This is a genomic window from Luminiphilus sp. nBUS_07, assembly GCF_051201685.1.
In the GTDB taxonomy this organism is placed as follows: domain Bacteria; phylum Pseudomonadota; class Gammaproteobacteria; order Pseudomonadales; family Halieaceae; genus Luminiphilus.
Map to the genome: position 1 here is coordinate 26,430 of NZ_CP179213.1, position 15,946 is coordinate 42,375.

Here is a 15,946-nt window from a genome sequence, read left to right on the forward strand (position 1 = left end):
GAACATGGCAGCCACTGAACATGCACCCGCCGGGTATGAGAAATACCATGTACCCGACAGCTCAAGCTTGGCTGTTCGAGCGACCGTTGGACTGATACTCACTGTTTTTGGGGCAGGTCTGCTCCTTAATGATATGACGTTCGGCGACACCCACGAATCTGGCAATGCCAAATGGGTTTTGGCAGCGGGCTTAGCTTTCTTTATTTTTACGCTGGCGAGTTGGTTTCGTACGACCATTCGAGAAAATATGCAGGGCATGAATAGTGCTCAGTTGAACCACAGCTATGTGCTGGGTATGTTCTGGTTTATTTTCTCAGAGGTCATGTTTTTCCTTGCATTTTTCGGCACGCTTTTCTATGTGCGCCAACTCGCTGGGCCGTGGCTCGCGGGAGAGGGCGACGGTGGACGTATGAACGGGCTCCTTTGGCCTGGCTTTGAATTTTCATGGCCGCCAACGATTACCCCTCAAGAGGCAGTAGGCGGTACTGATGTTCAGCCCATTGCCAACAACGGTGCTTTCCTCACGCAGGAACGCAGCATGAGTTTTGCTGACGCCCACCATTGGTATCAGTGGCTGCCAATGTGGAATACGATTATTTTGTTGTCATCAAGCTTTACTGTACACGTAGCGCACACAGCCCTGCTAAAAGACCAGCGTTCAAAGTTTAACCTTTGGCTAGGCATTACCGTTGCCTTGGGTATTATTTTCGTCGGCTTGCAGGCCGCCGAGTATTACGAAGCTTACGCTTTGTACGGTCTGACTTTGAATTCCGGAATATACGGATCAACCTTCTTCATGCTTACCGGCTTCCATGGTTTCCACGTTTTCATGGGCATGACCATGCTGTTGATTCAGCTGCTTCGCTCTGTCAGAGGCCACCATTTCACGTCATCGGATCACTTTGGTTTCGAGGCGTCTAGTTGGTATTGGCACTTCGTTGATGTGGTGTGGGTATTCTTGTTTCTGTTTGTCTACATCCTGTAATAGCGCCAAAGATTAGGGCCGAGCGTTAGGCGAGAGACCACCTATGTTGGTGCTAGCTTAACGCTCTATAGCTTGTTCATCGCGCTCAATCGTGCCGGCGTCCCAAGGATTTTTGTTGCCCAACCGCCCGGTGGCGACCCCGAAGATAATCGTTATGATGAGGGCTGTCGCCAAGCCTAGGCGGATGCCTAATGACGTGAATAACCGTTTTTTCTCAAGGTTTCCTTGGTCTACCATCAGAAAATAGAGCCCGGAACCCAGACTAATGACCAATGCCAGCATGAGTAAAATAATGAGTGTTTTTAGCACCGTAGCGTCCTCAGGGTATTGAACGGCAGTGACCGCTCGTCTACATAAAATGAATGTTGGACCATTGGAGCTATTGTTCGAATGGCGTCTTACAGTGTTTACGTTGCTGCTGTTTCCCGGATTGCTTTATTTGGGGGCCTGGCAACTCGATCGAGCTGAAGAAAAGCGAGAATTGGCACTACGCAATGCACAGCGCCAAAATATGGTAGCACTCTCTCACGATGAACTGTTTCAGCCATTGTTGCAAACGGTGGTTGCGACCGCCGAATGGACAGCGTTAGCCGATCGTAAGGTGTCCGTTGTAGGCCGTTTGAATCCAGAAGATTACCTGCTAATCGACAATCGAATCACTAATGGTCGCTTTGGCTACGAGGTGGTGGCACTGGTAGCGACTGGCAAGGGGCGGGTGCCGGTAAATATGGGGTGGATCGAGGGTGATTCCGCCCGCCGCAGCCTGCCGCAGCCGAACCTAACAAGCGGTGAAGTTCGTCTTACCGGTCGCGTCTACATCCCTGCAGGCACTGCTTATTTACTGGAAGACCAAGCCGCCCCCACCGAATTGCCTGCCGTGGTGCAGGATTACGATGCTCGCAAGTTTGCGCCGTCACTGTCGCAGCTGCTTGATGAGCCAGTGTTGCCAGCTATGGTGCGTATTGCTGCTGAAGACCCCCAGGCATTGTCAGCAAACTGGACGGTTGTTAATCAATCCCCCCAGAAGCACACCGGGTATGCGGTTCAATGGTTTACCATGGCGGCTGTCTTGTTACTCGCTTTTTTAGTGCGTAGCTCTAACGTGCTGAGTTTAATGCGTGGTGGTAAGGACCGCTCGCAATCCTGAGGAAATACTATGTCATCACAGTCTGAAACTCGGGGGCAGGGTCGCGCTGTTCTGTTACTCATTGCGGGTATTCCTTTGACCATGATGCTAGCGGCGTCTTGGCTTTGGTACTTTGTCGTGGAGGGTGACCTGAACCTTGTTGGTGCTATTGGTACAGCCAATAACGGGACTTTAATCTCTCCACCTCGTGAGGCGCAGAAGGTCGTGTTTGCCGATGATGCAGGGCGACCTTTTCGTTGGGACGATCTAGAGCCGCGTTGGACTTTGGTTGTCGCCAGTGCGGGGCCCACCTGTGATTCTGTTTGTGAGCGGCGTATCTGGTTTACCCGCCAAATACACATTGCCTTGGGCCGAGAGTTTAATCGTGTGCGTCGAGTATTTGTTGCAGACCAGTCCAGTGGCAGTGTAGCGATGGTCTCTCCTACTACGAAACCCGAAGGGTGGCCTGCGGGCTTTGAGTCGGGCACCGTACTGGAGTATTTGTCACAAGGGCACAGCGGTTTGGTGGCTTTAGATACAACCCCGGTAATTTTTGCAGGTCTTTTTTCGGAGCTTTCACTCCAGTCATCCGCGCCATCAGGGGGTGGTTGGTATCTCGTTGATCCTGCAGGGTGGGTCATGATGCACTTTCCTGACGACCTCGGTTACAAAGCGGTGATTGCTGACCTCAAATTTTTGCTGAAAAACTCGGGAGGGTAATGATGTCTGAAGCAACAGTCCCGATGACTCCGCTTTGGCGAGACTATCTCGAGCTGACAAAGCCGCGGGTGGTCGCATTGATGATCGTCACGGCTTTGATCGGCATGTGTATGGCAGTGCCAGGTTGGGTACCTTGGCAACCTTTAGTCCTCGGTAATCTTGGTATTGCGCTGTGCGCTGGCGCGGCTGCTGCTATTAACCATATCGTTGATGAGCGCATTGATCTGCAAATGGCGAGAACGCAAACCCGCCCCGTGGCGACAGGACGTATTTCGCAGCGCGACGCTATTCTTTTTGCGACGGCATTAGCCTTGCTCGGGGTTTGGATACTCGTGATGTGGGTGAATGTGCTGACCGCCGTACTCACAGTGGCCAGTCTTATTGGCTATGCTTTTATCTACACCATGTTTTTGAAACGAGCGACGCCTCAAAACATTGTGATTGGGGGTTTGGCGGGCGCTGCGCCACCGCTGCTTGGTTGGACTGCGGTTACAGGCGAAGTTCATGGCCATGCGCTGCTGTTGGTCCTCATCATTTTCGCTTGGACGCCACCCCATTTTTGGGCATTGGCGATACACCGACGGGAAGAGTACGCCACGGTGGGTATTCCTATGCTGCCGGTAACCCATGGTGTCAGATTTACGGCACTGCATATTTTGCTCTACACCATCATTATGTTCCTGATTACGCTCATGCCATTTGCTACTCATATGAGTGGCATCATTTATTTAGTGGGTGCGGTCGTATTGGGCGTTATTTTCTTGTACTGGTCTGTTGAAATTATGCGCGGTCGTAACGAACACGCACCTATGAAGACCTTTAAGTATTCGATCACTTACCTTTTGGTATTGTTTATTGTCATGCTGGTTGATCACTGGGTTTTGGGCCTGATGATTTAGCCCGGTAATAGTTGGGAGTTTCTTATTTTGGCATTGGCTACAAAAACGCGAGTTTGGTTCACCGTTGCGGGGATCCTATTGTTTATAGCGGTCATTTTGCTGAGCTTCGTCAATCGTATTCAACAGCCAAGGGTGATGAGCTCTACTGAGATGCAAATAAATGGGTTGTATGTTTTTGATACGCCCAGAGATCCCGGAGCCTTTACGCTTATTGATCACAAGGGTGAGTCCTTTACTAAAGAGTCGCTGAAAGGCCAATGGACGCTGCTGTTTTTTGGGTTTACTCACTGCCCAGACATCTGCCCTACAACGCTGTCCTTTTTGGCAAAGCTCAAGCAAGAGTTGGCAACCACTGAGGCGGCTGATACGCAAGTTGTGATGGTAACGGTAGATCCCGCACGGGATACCCCCGAGGCGTTAGCCGCCTACATTCCCTATTTTGACCCAGAGTTCACTGGCGTTACCGGAGACTTTATTAAAATCTTGAGCTTCGCGAGGAGCTTCAATGCGCCCTTTAGGAAAGTCACTGCAGCTGATGGCACCTATGAGTTGGACCACAGCGCTAATGTTGTGCTGGTAAATCCCAAAGGGGATTACCATGGGTTCTTCAAGGCACCGTTGGATTTAGCAAAGGTTAAGGTGACCTATCGATCAGCGCGTTACCTGTGGGAGGATTAAGTTCATGAGTGGAGCACTCATTTTAATTGACGGTTCTTCCTATCTGTTTCGGGCGTACCACGCGCTACCGCCATTAACCAATTCAAAAGGGTTTAATACTGGAGCGGCCAAGGGCGTCGTCGGCATGATACGACGGCTCGTAGCCGACTACCCTGAGGATCAGGTGGTTGTGGTCTTTGACGCCAAGGGCCCAACGTTTCGCAACGACATCTACGCAGAATACAAAGCTAATCGCCCCCCCATGCCGGATGAATTGCGTGAGCAAATAGAGCCAATTCACACCATGATTCGGGCCATGGGGTTGCCCCTAGTTTGCGTCAGTGGTGTCGAAGCTGATGATGTTATTGGCACGCTTGCCTTGGAGGCAGCAGCGCGCCAGCAGTCGGTGTTGATCTCAACCGGTGATAAGGACATGGCGCAGCTAGTGGGGGACCACGTTACGCTGATAAACACCATGACCAACACAACAATGGACCATAGCGGCGTGGTCGAGAAGTTTGGGGTGCCCCCTGAGCTCATTATTGATTTGCTCGCGCTCCAGGGAGACAAAGTGGACAACATCCCCGGGGTACCCGGGGTCGGTGAAAAGACGGCTTTAGCTTTGCTGCAAAACTTAGGCGGCCTCACTGATATCTACGCAGATTTAACCCGTGTTGCTGATCTGTCTGTGCGCGGAGCAAAAAAATTGGGCGCCCGTCTTGCTGAGCATCGCGAGTCGGCAGAATTGTCTTATCGGCTTGCAACGATCAAAACAGATTGTGATCTCGATCTATCTCCGGAAGATTTATCGGCAAAAGAGCCCGATTCAGCCGAACTGACAAAATGGTACAAGGAGCTTGAATTCAAAGGTTGGCTATCAGACGCCTTGACCGAAAGTGACGTTGCCCCTGCTGGGGAAGCAACACAGGGCGCAGTAGTTGAGCAGTCGACACACCCGCTAGACGTGGTCACGGTGCTTTCGACGTCGCAACTCGATGAATGGATGGACGCTATCGAAGCCGCGCCGTTGTTTGCCTTTGATACTGAGACAACCAGCCTCAACTACATGCAGGCTGAAATTGTGGGGGTAGCCCTCGCCGTAGCAACTGACAGAGCCGCCTACATACCGTTAGCCCACGATTATCCGGGAGCCCCTGAGCAATTAGATCGGGACACAGTATTGGCGCGATTACGGCCTTTATTGGAAGATCCCAGTCGCTTAAAAGTGGGCCAAAATCTTAAGTATGACGCCAATGTCCTCGCCAATTACGACATCGCCCTGCGTGGAATTGCCCATGACTCGATGCTGGAATCCTACGTCCTAGACGCCACCGGTAGTCGCCATGATATGGACACTTTGGCCCTCAAATATTTGGGAGAAAAAACCACGCATTTTGAGGAGGTCGCGGGTAAAGGCGCTAAGCAAATTACGTTCAATGCGGTAGCCATCGAGCAGGCAGCACCTTACGCAGCTGAAGACGCGGCGGTGACTTTAAAATTGCACCAAACATTGTGGCCCAAGCTGGAAAGTGAGGCTTGTCTAAGCACGCTCTATCGCGATATTGAGTTGCCACTGGTGCCTATTTTATCGCGCATTGAGCGCAATGGTGCCCGAGTCGATCGTCAGCTTTTGGCTGACCAGAGCCATGAGTTGGGTGAGCGCATGGCAACACTCGAGCAAAGCGCCCATGACCTTGCGGGCCAAGCCTTCAATTTGGGATCACCTAAGCAGTTGGGAGAAATACTCTTCCAAAAGCTCGAATTGCCTGTGTTGAAAAAGACACCTAAAGGGGCGCCATCCACCGCAGAGGAGGTTCTCGCCGAGTTAGCCCTCGATTACCCACTGCCCGCCGTCTTGATGGAGTACCGCAGTCTCTCCAAGCTGAGATCGACCTACACTGACCGTCTGCCAGAAATGATTGATCAGGATACCGGTCGCGTACACACGTCCTATCATCAGGCCGTGACGGCCACAGGCCGATTATCTTCATCAGATCCTAATCTACAAAATATTCCTATTCGAACTGAAGAGGGGCGGCGTATTCGACAGGCCTTCTGTGCGCCCACGGGCCGCAGTATTGTTGCCGCAGATTATTCACAGATCGAACTGAGGATCATGGCCCACCTATCACAGGATCGAGGTCTTCTTGGGGCTTTTGGGGCAAATCTTGACGTGCACAGTGCGACCGCTGCCGAGGTTTTTGGCGTGTCCCTCGAAGAGGTGTCTACCGATCAGCGGCGAGAGGCCAAAGCCATCAATTTTGGCCTTATTTATGGGATGTCAGCCTTTGGATTAGCACGGCAACTCCGTTTGGGACGTCACGAGGCTCAGGCTTATATCGATCGCTATTTTGAGCGGTATCCGGGGGTGGCTGATTACATGACCAAGACCCGGGAGCTTGCCCATAATCAAGGCTACGTCGAGACGCTGTTTGGTCGTCGCTTATATTTGCCTGAAATCAATGCACGCAATAAGAATCGGCAGATGGCTGCAGAGCGCACGGCGATTAATGCCCCTATGCAGGGTAGCGCGGCAGATATCATCAAACTGGCCATGATTGCTGTGGATGAGTGGCTCGATAAAACAGATATTGACGCCTTAATGATCATGCAGGTTCACGATGAGCTGGTGTTTGAGGTTGCTGATAGCGAGGTTTCCCGATTAACCGCAGCAATACCCGACTTGATGGCTGATGTGGCGTCCCTCGATGTGCCCTTGTTGGTTGAAGCTGGCGTGGGTAAAAACTGGGACGAGGCTCACTGATCGGAAGGTGGGTAGGGCTCTTCAAAAACTGAATCATCGGTCAACCAAGTTTTTAGCCGAGTGCGCAGAGCGGGTAACCCGTCGCCCTTCAACGATGAAAACAGTTGCGCGCTGGCTAAATCGCCAAATTCAAGAAGACGGGCCTGCACACTCAGGAGCGTTGCTTTTGCAGGGCCGCGCTTGAGTTTATCGGCCTTAGTGAGCAAGGCATGAATGGGCATTTGTGCTTTTGAGGCCCAGCCAATCATTTGTTCGTCGGAATCTGTGAGGGGGTGTCGAATGTCCATCAGTAAAATAAGTCCCCGGAGGCTTTCGCGCCTTTGCAGGTAATCGGCCATATGCTGGTTCCACTCTTTCTTCATTTTGAGGGGAACTTTGGCGTAGCCATAGCCTGGCAAGTCGACGAGTCGCTGGCTGTCGCTAAGCGAAAAAAAGTTAATCAGCTGGGTGCGCCCCGGCGTTCGACTTGTGCGGGCAAGCTTTCGGTTGTCGGTCAGGGTGTTGATAGCACTTGATTTACCGGCGTTGGAGCGTCCCGCGAAGGCGACTTCAGAGCCTGTATCGGAGGGGGCGTTGCCAAGGTTGCTGGCACTTTGCAGAAAGGAAGCGACCTTAAAATCGAGTTTGGGCAATGGATTTTGGGGGGTTGAATCAAGGGCCATGATTGGCTTTTGTCCCGAGGGGTGATTGTCTATAATGCCACGCCAGATTTAAAGGGCGAAGCCCAAAAGCTGGGAAAAACGACGTTAGTGTACTAGTGCCGCGAAGGCGCATAATGAGGTCTGGGTATGAAACACATCGCAGGTGTCCGGAACATCCTAAAATTGGCAGTCGCCATCGTGGCAGTCTCCGCCGTTCCGGCCTTTGCTGACGCAGATATGGCCAAGTACGGAAGGTCCTGCGCTATGTGCCATGAATCCGGCGCTGCTGGGGCACCAAAGACGGGTGATGTGAAAGCCTGGGAGCCACGCCTTGCCAAGGGTATGGACGTCCTAATGGAGTCGGTAAAAAATGGGCTCAATGCAATGCCGCCCACCGGCCTTTGCTCTGATTGCACCAATGAAGAATATGAGGCACTCATCAACTACATGGCGTCTGGTGAGTCGTAAATTATTTATAGGAACCCCACAGGGGAAGCGAATTATGGTTAAAACAATCGCAACGGTAGCCTTGGCGCTGCTAAGTTCACTAGGTCATGCTGGAGAGATGTTGCAGGGTGATGCAGTGGCAGGGGAGGCCAAGGCCATAACCTGCGGTGCTTGTCATGGTGCAGATGGTAATAGCGTCGTGCCAAACTTTCCTAAGCTTGCGGGCCTGGGCGACAAGTATCTGCTTAAGCAAATGAAAGATATCCGCGACGGACGTCGCGTGGTCGCGGCGATGGCGGGACAGGTCGATAATATGTCCGATCAAGACCTCGCTGACATTGCCGCGTTTTACGATCAGCAAGTGCGCACACCAGAGTTAGCTGATGCGGAGTTGATGGAGCTCGGTCGCAAGGTATACATGGCGGGCATCATGGAGCGAAAGGTTGCCGCTTGCTCGGGTTGCCATAGCCCATCGGGCAAGGGCAATGGCCCCGGTGGTTTCCCGGGTCTTGCTGGCCAGCATCCAGAGTACATTGCCGCGCAGCTGAAGATGTTTCGAATGGGCTACGAAGACCCTGCTGGACGCACCAACGATAGCGACAGCAAGATCATGCGCGCAACAGCATTCGAGCTGAGTGACAAGGAGATCGAAGCAGTGGCTAGCTACGCCGCGGGCCTTCGTTAAATTTTACGGGAACCACAGGCAGCCCAAGCCAGTCTAATTAGACACAAAAGTGCTCGCTGCGGAGCAAGTGGTGAGCTAAAGGTAGCTATTTAGCCATCGGGCGAGCAAAACAGTGGAGAAGAGCATGAGCACAATTCGACGCAATATCTTGGTAGCAATGGTTGCTTTGTTTGCTTTACCTGGAATGGCCTGGGCAGAAACTCAGTGGCAGGAAGGCGAGCATTACACCGTAGTAAGCCCTGCGGTACGAGTGGGACCTACCGACCAAGTCATTGTTACCGAGTTCTTTTGGTACGGTTGTGGCCACTGCTATACCTTTGAGCCTATGCTGCAGGCATGGAAAAAGTCCTTGCCTGAGGGATCGCGCTTACAGCCCTCGCCAGCGGCGTGGAATGACGGCATGAAATTGCACGCTAAGGCTTACTTCACGGCGGAGACGTTAGACGTGCTAGAGCCAATGCACGACGCTATCTTCAAAGCCATGCACGTCGAAAGAAATCGATTGGGTTCAAAAAGCGCAATCCGTGAGCTTTTTGTTTCTAACGGTGTTGCTGCTGGCGATTTTGATCGCGCCTTTGATTCTTTCGGTGTTAACAGCCAGGTAAGTCAAGCCGAAGCGCGAGCGAGGTCTGCAAAAATTTCTGGGACTCCGTCGGTGCTGGTCAATGGCAAGTACCTGATTGAGGCGCGTAAAGCCGGCAGTCAGGCCAACATGCTGAAGATAGCTGAATTTCTGGTACAGCAGGAACTTGCCAACAAGTCCTAATGTTTGCGACTTCAGCCCCCGATATGGTCCAGGGCAGCCCCGCATGCGTGACCACTTTCCTGAGCTCAAAGCTTGAATGGACACCGGACACTCCCGGGATGCAGGTCAATTTCCCTAACAGGAATCTTTCATAGTGCACCATGTCGGCGACGACGGCTTTAATCAAATAGTCAGCGCTTTGACCCGTCACCACGCAGCACTCTATAACTTCCGGATACTGTGCAACCTCCTCTTCAAACGCCGCGAACCGCTCAGGGGTGTGCTCGTCCATTGTGATCCCAATGTGGGCGGTGAGAGCCAAGCCCAGCTTTGCTTGGTCCAGTAAAGTAATGCGTTCAACAATAACCCCGGCCGCCTCTAACCGCTTCACGCGTCTGGCACAGGGTGTTGCGGTCAGTCCGACGCGGTCAGCAAGCTCGAGGTTACTTAAACCGGCATTACGCTGGAGTAAATCAAGGATTTTTAGGTCTATTCGATCAATTTCTGTTTCAGGCATTATTAGTTTATTTCCCTAAAAATATGGGAATAACATACTATATATTGCTTTAAATGACCAAATAGTTGGGCTATTTGGACAAAAAGACTCTAAAACTCGCGTTACACTAGACCTACAATAGCCACAGAATTTTTGCCATGAAACCGACAACGTCCTCGAGTTTTGATGCCCGTAAATACCGGCCCTTCACGCCGATTTCAAAAGTAGATCGGCGCTGGCCCGATCGGGTGATCGAACGGGCGCCCCAGTGGTGCTCCGTTGACCTGCGGGATGGAAATCAGGCGTTGGTGGAACCTATGAACGCCCAGCAAAAGCTCCGTCTGTGGGAGCAGCTTGTGGACATTGGTTTCAAGACAATTGAGGTGGGATTCCCCTCGGCCTCTAGCCATGACTTTGATTTTTTGCGAAAGCTGATCACTGAGGAGCGCATTCCTGATGATGTGACGGTTCAAGTGTTAGTTCAGGCTCGGGCGGAACTGATTGCCAAAACCTTCGAAGCTTTACGCGGGGTTAAACGTGCTGTTGTGCATTTTTACAACTCGACGTCGACGGTCCAACGCCGAGACGTTTTCAAGCTTGATAGGGCCGGTATTACTGAAATTGCGGTTGAAGGCGCTAAGCTCGTCAAGGCAGAGGCAGACCGCCACCCGGAAACAGAGTGGACCTTTGAGTACAGTCCAGAGAGCTTTACCGGTACGGAACTCGATTTTGCCGTCGAAATTTGTGATGCGGTTAATCAGGTGCTGAGCCCAACACCGGAGCAGCCAGTGATTATTAATTTGCCGGCGACCGTTGAAATGAGCACCCCTAATATTTATGCCGACCAGATAGAATGGTTTTGCGATCACGTGGCCAACCGCGACGCGATACTTATTTCACTTCATACCCATAACGATCGTGGCTGTGCGGTAGCTGCAGGAGAGCTGGGTGTAATGGCAGGGGCCGACCGTGTCGAGGGCACGCTCATGGGTAATGGCGAGCGCACCGGTAATATGGATATCGTCACCATGGCGATGAATTTATACAGCCAAGGTATCGACCCCGAGCTTAAGTTTGACAATATGGACGCTATTATTGCCACCGTTCGGGACTGTACCCAGTTACCTGTTCATCCTCGTCACCCATACGCGGGGGAGTTGGTGTTCACCGCTTTTTCAGGCAGTCATCAAGATGCGATTAATAAGTGCCTTGCCCTTAGGGGTGACGAAGATGCGTGGGATGTGGCTTATTTGCCCATTGACCCGCACGATATTGGCCGAACCTACCAAGAGGTGATTCGCATCAACAGCCAGTCTGGCAAAGGCGGAGTGGCTTACGTTTTATACCGTGATCATGGGTACGACTTGCCCAGGTGGCTGCAAATTGATTTCAGCAGCGCCGTACAACACCTTGCTGAGCAGAGTGAGGCAGAGGTTGCCTCAGACCAGATCCATCAACTGTTTTGCGACACTTATTTGAACGTTCCCGGTGCCTGGAGTCTAGGTCGGTATGAGGTCACCAAAGACGATACGGAACATCAATTAACGGCTGTGCTGGGCGCCGGTGACTCAGAGATACGAATTCAGGGTCGAGGCACGGGGGTACTAGATGCCTTTATCGACGCGATGGAACAGGTCACAGGTAAAAAGATGGTGCTGGTGGAGTACAGCGAGCACACCCTCGGCCAGAGTTCCGATGCCGAGGCGGTATGTTATGTGCAGCTCAATATCGATGGGGCAAGACCCTGCGGTGTTGGGCGCAGTAACGACATTGTGCAGGCCACCCTAAATGCCATTCTCTCTGCCTTAAAGGGCCACTGTCAGCTGACTGAACAAGTCGCTTAGCTGATCTCGGCGCCCGATAGCTGTTAAACATGACTTCGTATGTCACACTGCAGGCAATGAGGTTACGCAACTCAGTGAGTGCGGGTGCATGATCAATCGGGACCAAGAAATTTCGCTTTACGATGCGACGGGCTTTAAGTCATCGGCGCGTTTTTGGCGTGGTTTGCTGAGAACTGATACTGGCGCTTCGCAAAGCTTTGAACCTGAAGACGTGCAACACGAGCGACGCCTGATTCTGTATCGCCTGTTGCTGCCGGTCATGTTGTGTGCCACGACCATGGTGTTAATTGAGGGCCTTTTAGTTGCGCTCAGCCTCACCATTTTAAATGTCTTTGCAGGGTTGACGTCGTTGTTACTTGCCGTCACGGCCTACCGCATGTTCCGCCACAATAAAATGGTCATGCCGCCAGTCATGGCCCTGCTTATCACCCTGATCACGGTGGTTTGGTCTGTGAAACTTGGTTCTATTTATCAGGAGCTTTGGATCTTTCTTCTCATGATTGCGCTTACCGCCTTATTGCCACTTGCTGCTGGGCTTGTGGCAGGTGTTTTAACCCTGGTGGCACTGGTTTGGGCACATGGTTGGCAGGGTTTCGGTGGGGGCTTTGCATTGGATGCCGCTATTTTTTCAACATGGCTGTTAAGCCTAGCGATGATGCAACTCCAGACTCGTCAGACCGATCAGCTAGCAGATCTCGCATTAACTGATCCCTTGACCGGCGCTTATAATCGCCGGTACTTGTTGCCTCAGACGCGACGGCATTTGGCGGACTATCATCGATACGCTCGACTTTCGACACTGTTATTACTCGACATCGATTACTTCAAGCGCATCAATGATGAAATGGGTCATGTCGAGGGCGATCGCGTACTGAAAGCCCTAGTGACATTAATCGACGGCAGAATTCGCGGCGCCGATATGCTTTTTCGCTTGGGTGGTGAGGAGTTTGTGGTGCTTTTAAGCGAGGTGGGTGCCCAGACTGCACGAAAAATCGCCGATGATTTGCGCAGTAAAATTGCGGCACAGGAGGTCATTCAAGATCGACGCGTTACCGTAAGTATCGGTATCTGCGACGTGACCGCGGTAGATTCTGCTGAGGACTGGCTGCTTCGCGTAGACCGTGCCATGTATGAGGCCAAGCGCAAGGGCAGAGACCAAGTTTACATTGAAGAACCTTCACCACGGGATCCCACAAATGTTAAAGGCACGATTCCTATGTGGCGCTAAGTGCGTCATGGTTTTGGTCATGCTTTTGACCTTGACCGCATGCTCGGGTACCCGATTTTTTTACAACAAACTAGACACCCTGATCGATTGGTACGTCGATGACTATGTCACCCTTAGTCGTGAGCAGTCTGCCGACTTTCAAAACCGAGTAGATCAGCTTCTTGAATGGCACCGGCGCGAAGAACTGCCCGCTTACGCCCAACTGCTGACAGATTTTGAGCGCAGCCTTGATCCGAGCTTAAATGAACAGTCAGTTGCCACGTTGTTCGACGAGTTGTCCGTGGCCGCAGATCGTCTTGAGGTTCGTATTCTTGATTTAATGATCGAGTTTGGCGCTACGTTAAGTCTCGCGCAGCGGGAAGAATTTATGCTGGCTTTGGAAGAGGAGCAGGAAGAGCAGCGAGAGAGGCTTCTGTCTCGGTCTGATGAGGCTTACAGAGATAATGTGCAGGAACAGTTCACCGATAATCTCAGCAGATTTTTGGGCAGATTGACAGATCAGCAAAAAGAAACGCTAGCGCTGCACACCCGGGATTATCAGCGGTTCGACGATGCGTGGATCGCTGACCGAGCACGCTGGACAAAAGAGCTTGCCGCTGTGATAGCGAGCAATACCAATGATTGGCCTTCTGAGGTTCAGGGCATTCTTGCTGGGCGGGAGGCTGCACGCTCACCGAAGTACGTTGCGGTATATGCGCACAACCGGGCGCTATCTCAAACGGTGTTTACCGAAGTGATTAACCAGCGCACGCCCAAACAGGACCGTCGTTTGCGGCGAAAAATTAATAATTACCGCGACGACTTCATCGCGCTTGCCGCAGAAGCTGAACCCCTCAGTCCAGCAGCGATAAGTCCCTAACCGCTCCTTTGTCGGCGCTGGTAACCATGCGAGCATAGACTTTCAGCGCAGCACTGACCTTTCTTGGTCGGGGCATTTGAGGTTGCCAAGGCTTATCTGCATTATCCATTTCGCTTCTGCGGTTGCTTAGGCACTCGTCATCGAGCAAGACATCGATGCGTCGATTGGGAATGTCGATTGCAATGGTGTCCCCCGACTGCACTAAGCCAATTGCGCCACCTGCCGCTGCCTCTGGGGATACATGCCCAATGGACAGTCCTGAGGTGCCACCGGAGAATCGACCGTCGGTAACCAGCGCACAGGCTTTACCTAACCCTTTTGATTTCAGGTAACTGGTGGGATACAACATTTCTTGCATACCCGGACCCCCTCGGGGTCCTTCGTATCGAATAATTACGACGGCACCTGCAGCAACGCGATCTTCGAGAATGTCAGCAACAGCGGTTTCCTGACTTTCGCAGATATGGGCCGGGCCACTGAAACATAAGACATCATCATCGACCCCTGCGGTCTTCACCACGCAACCGTCTTCGGCGATATTGCCGAACAAAACTGCCAGGCCGCCCTCTTGAGAATAAGCGTGAGCAACATCGCGTACGCAGCCCCCGGCACGATCGAGATCAAGGCTGGGCCAGCGTGTGGCTTGGCTGAAGGCCTGCTGCGTGGGCACCCCAGCGGGGCCCGCTGAAAAAAGTTTGTGAACGTCGGCATCGTTGGTTTGCGCAATATCCCAAGTTGTCAGCGCTTCGCCTAGGGTGTCGGTGTGCACGGTGTGGGTGCTGGTATCGATAAGACCCCCGCGAGCGAGTTCGCCAAGTATTGCCATGACGCCGCCGGCACGGTGGACATCCTCCATGTGGTAAAGCGGTGTACTCGGCGCAACTTTACATAATTGCGGCACGCGCCGGCTTAAAGTATCGATATCCGTCATTGAAAAATCGATGCTTGCCTCTTGGGCCGCGGCCAGTAAATGCAGAATGGTGTTGGTGGAGCCCCCCATAGCGATATCCAGACACATCGCGTTTTCAAACGCTTGGCGGTTGGCTATGTTTCTAGGCAGCGCCGAGGAGTCGTCCTGCTCGTACCAGCGCCGTGCAAGCGCAACTGAAACACGCCCTGCGCGCTTAAACAGCGCCTCTCGATCGGCGTGTGTTGCCAGCAGTGAGCCATTACCCGGCAGGCTTAAACCCAGCGCTTCGGTAAGGCAATTCATAGAGTTAGCGGTAAACATACCCGAGCAGGAGCCGCAGGTTGGGCAGGCAGAGCGCTCGTAGGCCTCAACGGTTGCATCGTCTGCAGAGTCATCAGCGGCGATGACCATAGCGTCTACCAGATCGAGCTTGTTTTCAGACAGCTTGGTTTTGCCAGCCTCCATGGGTCCGCCGGAGACAAAAACACAGGGTATATTGAGTCGCATAGCAGCGTTGAGCATGCCCGGGGTGATTTTGTCGCAGTTCGAAATGCAGACCATGGCGTCGGCGCAGTGAGCATTGACCATGTATTCGACAGAGTCGGCAATAATATCTCGAGAGGGCAGGCTGTAGAGCATGCCGTCGTGGCCCATAGCGATTCCATCATCGACGGCGATCGTATTGAACTCCTTGGCAACACCGCCCGCGGCTTCGATTTCTCTGGCCACGAGTTGTCCCATATCTTTGAGGTGCACATGGCCCGGAACAAACTGCGTGAAAGAGTTCACTACGGCAATAATCGGTTTTTCAAAATCGCCGTCGGTCATGCCGGTAGCGCGCCACAGGGCTCTGGCACCGGCCATGTTGCGGCCTGCGGTCGATGTTTTGGATCGGTATTGGGGCATTCTGTCTTCTCCCGTGCTGGGCGGGAATTCTAAC

The 15,946-nt window shown here is 52.5% G+C and carries 16 protein-coding genes; 12 read left to right on the forward strand and 4 right to left on the reverse strand.

The window, feature by feature from the left end; translation table 11 throughout:
• The first annotated feature begins 4 nt into the window (after positions 1–4).
• Entirely contained in the window at positions 5–985 is a 981-nt protein-coding gene (locus ACMAZB_RS00125; protein WP_435213374.1) for a cytochrome c oxidase subunit 3, read from the forward strand.
• A gap of 57 nt (positions 986–1,042) precedes the next feature.
• Here ACMAZB_RS00125 and ACMAZB_RS00130 read toward each other — a convergent pair whose 3' ends face one another.
• Positions 1,043–1,294: a DUF2909 domain-containing protein gene (locus ACMAZB_RS00130; RefSeq protein WP_435213376.1), complete on the reverse strand. Its 252-nt coding sequence runs from the start codon at positions 1,292–1,294 to the stop codon at positions 1,043–1,045.
• A 28-nt stretch (positions 1,295–1,322) separates the two neighbouring features.
• Here ACMAZB_RS00130 and ACMAZB_RS00135 point away from each other — a divergent pair, with 28 nt between their 5' ends.
• Genes ACMAZB_RS00135 through polA form a run of 5 tightly spaced genes read left to right on the forward strand, consistent with a single transcriptional unit; the run spans position 1,323 to position 7,151 of the window.
• Positions 1,323–2,132, forward strand: coding sequence for an SURF1 family protein (locus tag ACMAZB_RS00135; protein WP_435218533.1), 810 nt, complete (start codon positions 1,323–1,325; stop codon positions 2,130–2,132).
• A gap of 9 nt (positions 2,133–2,141) precedes the next feature.
• Positions 2,142–2,831, forward strand: a complete 690-nt coding sequence (locus ACMAZB_RS00140; RefSeq protein ID WP_435218535.1) for a hypothetical protein — start codon at positions 2,142–2,144, stop codon at positions 2,829–2,831.
• Complete coding sequence (gene cyoE / locus ACMAZB_RS00145) at positions 2,831–3,730, forward strand: heme o synthase (protein ID WP_435218537.1); 900 nt, start codon at positions 2,831–2,833, stop codon at positions 3,728–3,730. Before ACMAZB_RS00140 ends, cyoE begins: the two co-directional genes overlap by 1 nt.
• 27 nt (positions 3,731–3,757) lie before the next feature.
• Positions 3,758–4,408, forward strand: coding sequence for an SCO family protein (locus ACMAZB_RS00150; RefSeq protein WP_435218539.1), 651 nt, complete (start codon positions 3,758–3,760; stop codon positions 4,406–4,408).
• Positions 4,409–4,412: 4 nt separating this feature from the next.
• Positions 4,413–7,151 (forward strand): DNA polymerase I, encoded by a 2,739-nt coding sequence (gene polA, locus ACMAZB_RS00155; RefSeq protein WP_435218541.1) that lies wholly within the window; start codon positions 4,413–4,415, stop codon positions 7,149–7,151.
• Here the strand turns inward: polA and yihA are convergent.
• Entirely contained in the window at positions 7,145–7,813 is a 669-nt protein-coding gene (yihA, locus tag ACMAZB_RS00160; RefSeq protein ID WP_435213387.1) for a ribosome biogenesis GTP-binding protein YihA/YsxC, read from the reverse strand. The two genes, polA and yihA, sit on opposite strands and share 7 nt — an antisense overlap.
• 126 nt (positions 7,814–7,939) lie before the next feature.
• Here yihA and ACMAZB_RS00165 point away from each other — a divergent pair, with 126 nt between their 5' ends.
• The 3 genes from ACMAZB_RS00165 (at position 7,940) to ACMAZB_RS00175 (ending at position 9,690) form a co-directional block, all read left to right on the forward strand.
• Complete coding sequence (locus tag ACMAZB_RS00165) at positions 7,940–8,260, forward strand: c-type cytochrome (RefSeq protein ID WP_435218543.1); 321 nt, start codon at positions 7,940–7,942, stop codon at positions 8,258–8,260.
• Between the two features lie 34 nt (positions 8,261–8,294).
• Complete coding sequence (locus ACMAZB_RS00170) at positions 8,295–8,924, forward strand: c-type cytochrome (protein WP_435218545.1); 630 nt, start codon at positions 8,295–8,297, stop codon at positions 8,922–8,924.
• Positions 8,925–9,048: 124 nt separating this feature from the next.
• The gene (locus ACMAZB_RS00175) at positions 9,049–9,690 is read left to right on the forward strand and encodes a thiol:disulfide interchange protein DsbA/DsbL (protein ID WP_435218546.1); all 642 of its coding nucleotides are present in this window, start codon (positions 9,049–9,051) and stop codon (positions 9,688–9,690) included.
• Here the strand turns inward: ACMAZB_RS00175 and ACMAZB_RS00180 are convergent.
• Positions 9,587–10,186 carry an Lrp/AsnC family transcriptional regulator gene (locus ACMAZB_RS00180; protein ID WP_435218547.1) on the reverse strand — a complete coding sequence of 200 codons (600 nt, stop codon included), beginning with the start codon at positions 10,184–10,186 and terminating at the stop codon, positions 9,587–9,589. The genes ACMAZB_RS00175 and ACMAZB_RS00180 overlap by 104 nt on opposite strands.
• Positions 10,187–10,323: 137 nt before the next feature.
• Between ACMAZB_RS00180 and leuA the strand changes: the two genes are divergently transcribed.
• The 3 genes from leuA to ACMAZB_RS00195 all read left to right on the forward strand — a co-directional run bounded on the left by leuA (position 10,324) and on the right by ACMAZB_RS00195 (position 14,096).
• Positions 10,324–12,009, forward strand: coding sequence for a 2-isopropylmalate synthase (leuA, locus tag ACMAZB_RS00185; RefSeq protein WP_435218549.1), 1,686 nt, complete (start codon positions 10,324–10,326; stop codon positions 12,007–12,009).
• A gap of 88 nt (positions 12,010–12,097) precedes the next feature.
• On the forward strand, positions 12,098–13,237 hold the full coding sequence (locus ACMAZB_RS00190; protein ID WP_435218551.1) for a GGDEF domain-containing protein: 1,140 nt from the start codon (positions 12,098–12,100) through the stop codon (positions 13,235–13,237).
• Positions 13,206–14,096 (forward strand): DUF6279 family lipoprotein, encoded by an 891-nt coding sequence (locus ACMAZB_RS00195; protein WP_435218552.1) that lies wholly within the window; start codon positions 13,206–13,208, stop codon positions 14,094–14,096. The genes ACMAZB_RS00190 and ACMAZB_RS00195 overlap by 32 nt, the downstream gene beginning before the upstream one ends.
• On the opposite strand, the gene ilvD is transcribed toward ACMAZB_RS00195, so the two are convergent.
• Positions 14,071–15,912 (reverse strand): dihydroxy-acid dehydratase, encoded by a 1,842-nt coding sequence (ilvD, locus tag ACMAZB_RS00200; protein ID WP_435218554.1) that lies wholly within the window; start codon positions 15,910–15,912, stop codon positions 14,071–14,073. The two genes, ACMAZB_RS00195 and ilvD, sit on opposite strands and share 26 nt — an antisense overlap.
• Positions 15,913–15,946 lie beyond the last annotated feature (34 nt).

Coding starts and splice junctions, on each gene's coding strand:
- ACMAZB_RS00180 (WP_435218547.1), bottom strand. CDS start 10,186: ATGCCTGAAACAGAAATTGATCGAATAGACCTAAAAATCCTTGATTTA.
- ACMAZB_RS00170 (WP_435218545.1), top strand. CDS start 8,295: ATGGTTAAAACAATCGCAACGGTAGCCTTGGCGCTGCTAAGTTCACTA.
- cyoE (WP_435218537.1), top strand. CDS start 2,831: ATGATGTCTGAAGCAACAGTCCCGATGACTCCGCTTTGGCGAGACTAT.
- yihA (WP_435213387.1), bottom strand. CDS start 7,813: ATGGCCCTTGATTCAACCCCCCAAAATCCATTGCCCAAACTCGATTTT.
- ACMAZB_RS00125 (WP_435213374.1), top strand. CDS start 5: ATGGCAGCCACTGAACATGCACCCGCCGGGTATGAGAAATACCATGTA.
- ilvD (WP_435218554.1), bottom strand. CDS start 15,912: ATGCCCCAATACCGATCCAAAACATCGACCGCAGGCCGCAACATGGCC.
- leuA (WP_435218549.1), top strand. CDS start 10,324: ATGAAACCGACAACGTCCTCGAGTTTTGATGCCCGTAAATACCGGCCC.
- ACMAZB_RS00140 (WP_435218535.1), top strand. CDS start 2,142: ATGTCATCACAGTCTGAAACTCGGGGGCAGGGTCGCGCTGTTCTGTTA.
- polA (WP_435218541.1), top strand. CDS start 4,413: ATGAGTGGAGCACTCATTTTAATTGACGGTTCTTCCTATCTGTTTCGG.
- ACMAZB_RS00190 (WP_435218551.1), top strand. CDS start 12,098: ATGATCAATCGGGACCAAGAAATTTCGCTTTACGATGCGACGGGCTTT.
- ACMAZB_RS00165 (WP_435218543.1), top strand. CDS start 7,940: ATGAAACACATCGCAGGTGTCCGGAACATCCTAAAATTGGCAGTCGCC.
- ACMAZB_RS00175 (WP_435218546.1), top strand. CDS start 9,049: ATGAGCACAATTCGACGCAATATCTTGGTAGCAATGGTTGCTTTGTTT.
- ACMAZB_RS00195 (WP_435218552.1), top strand. CDS start 13,206: ATGTTAAAGGCACGATTCCTATGTGGCGCTAAGTGCGTCATGGTTTTG.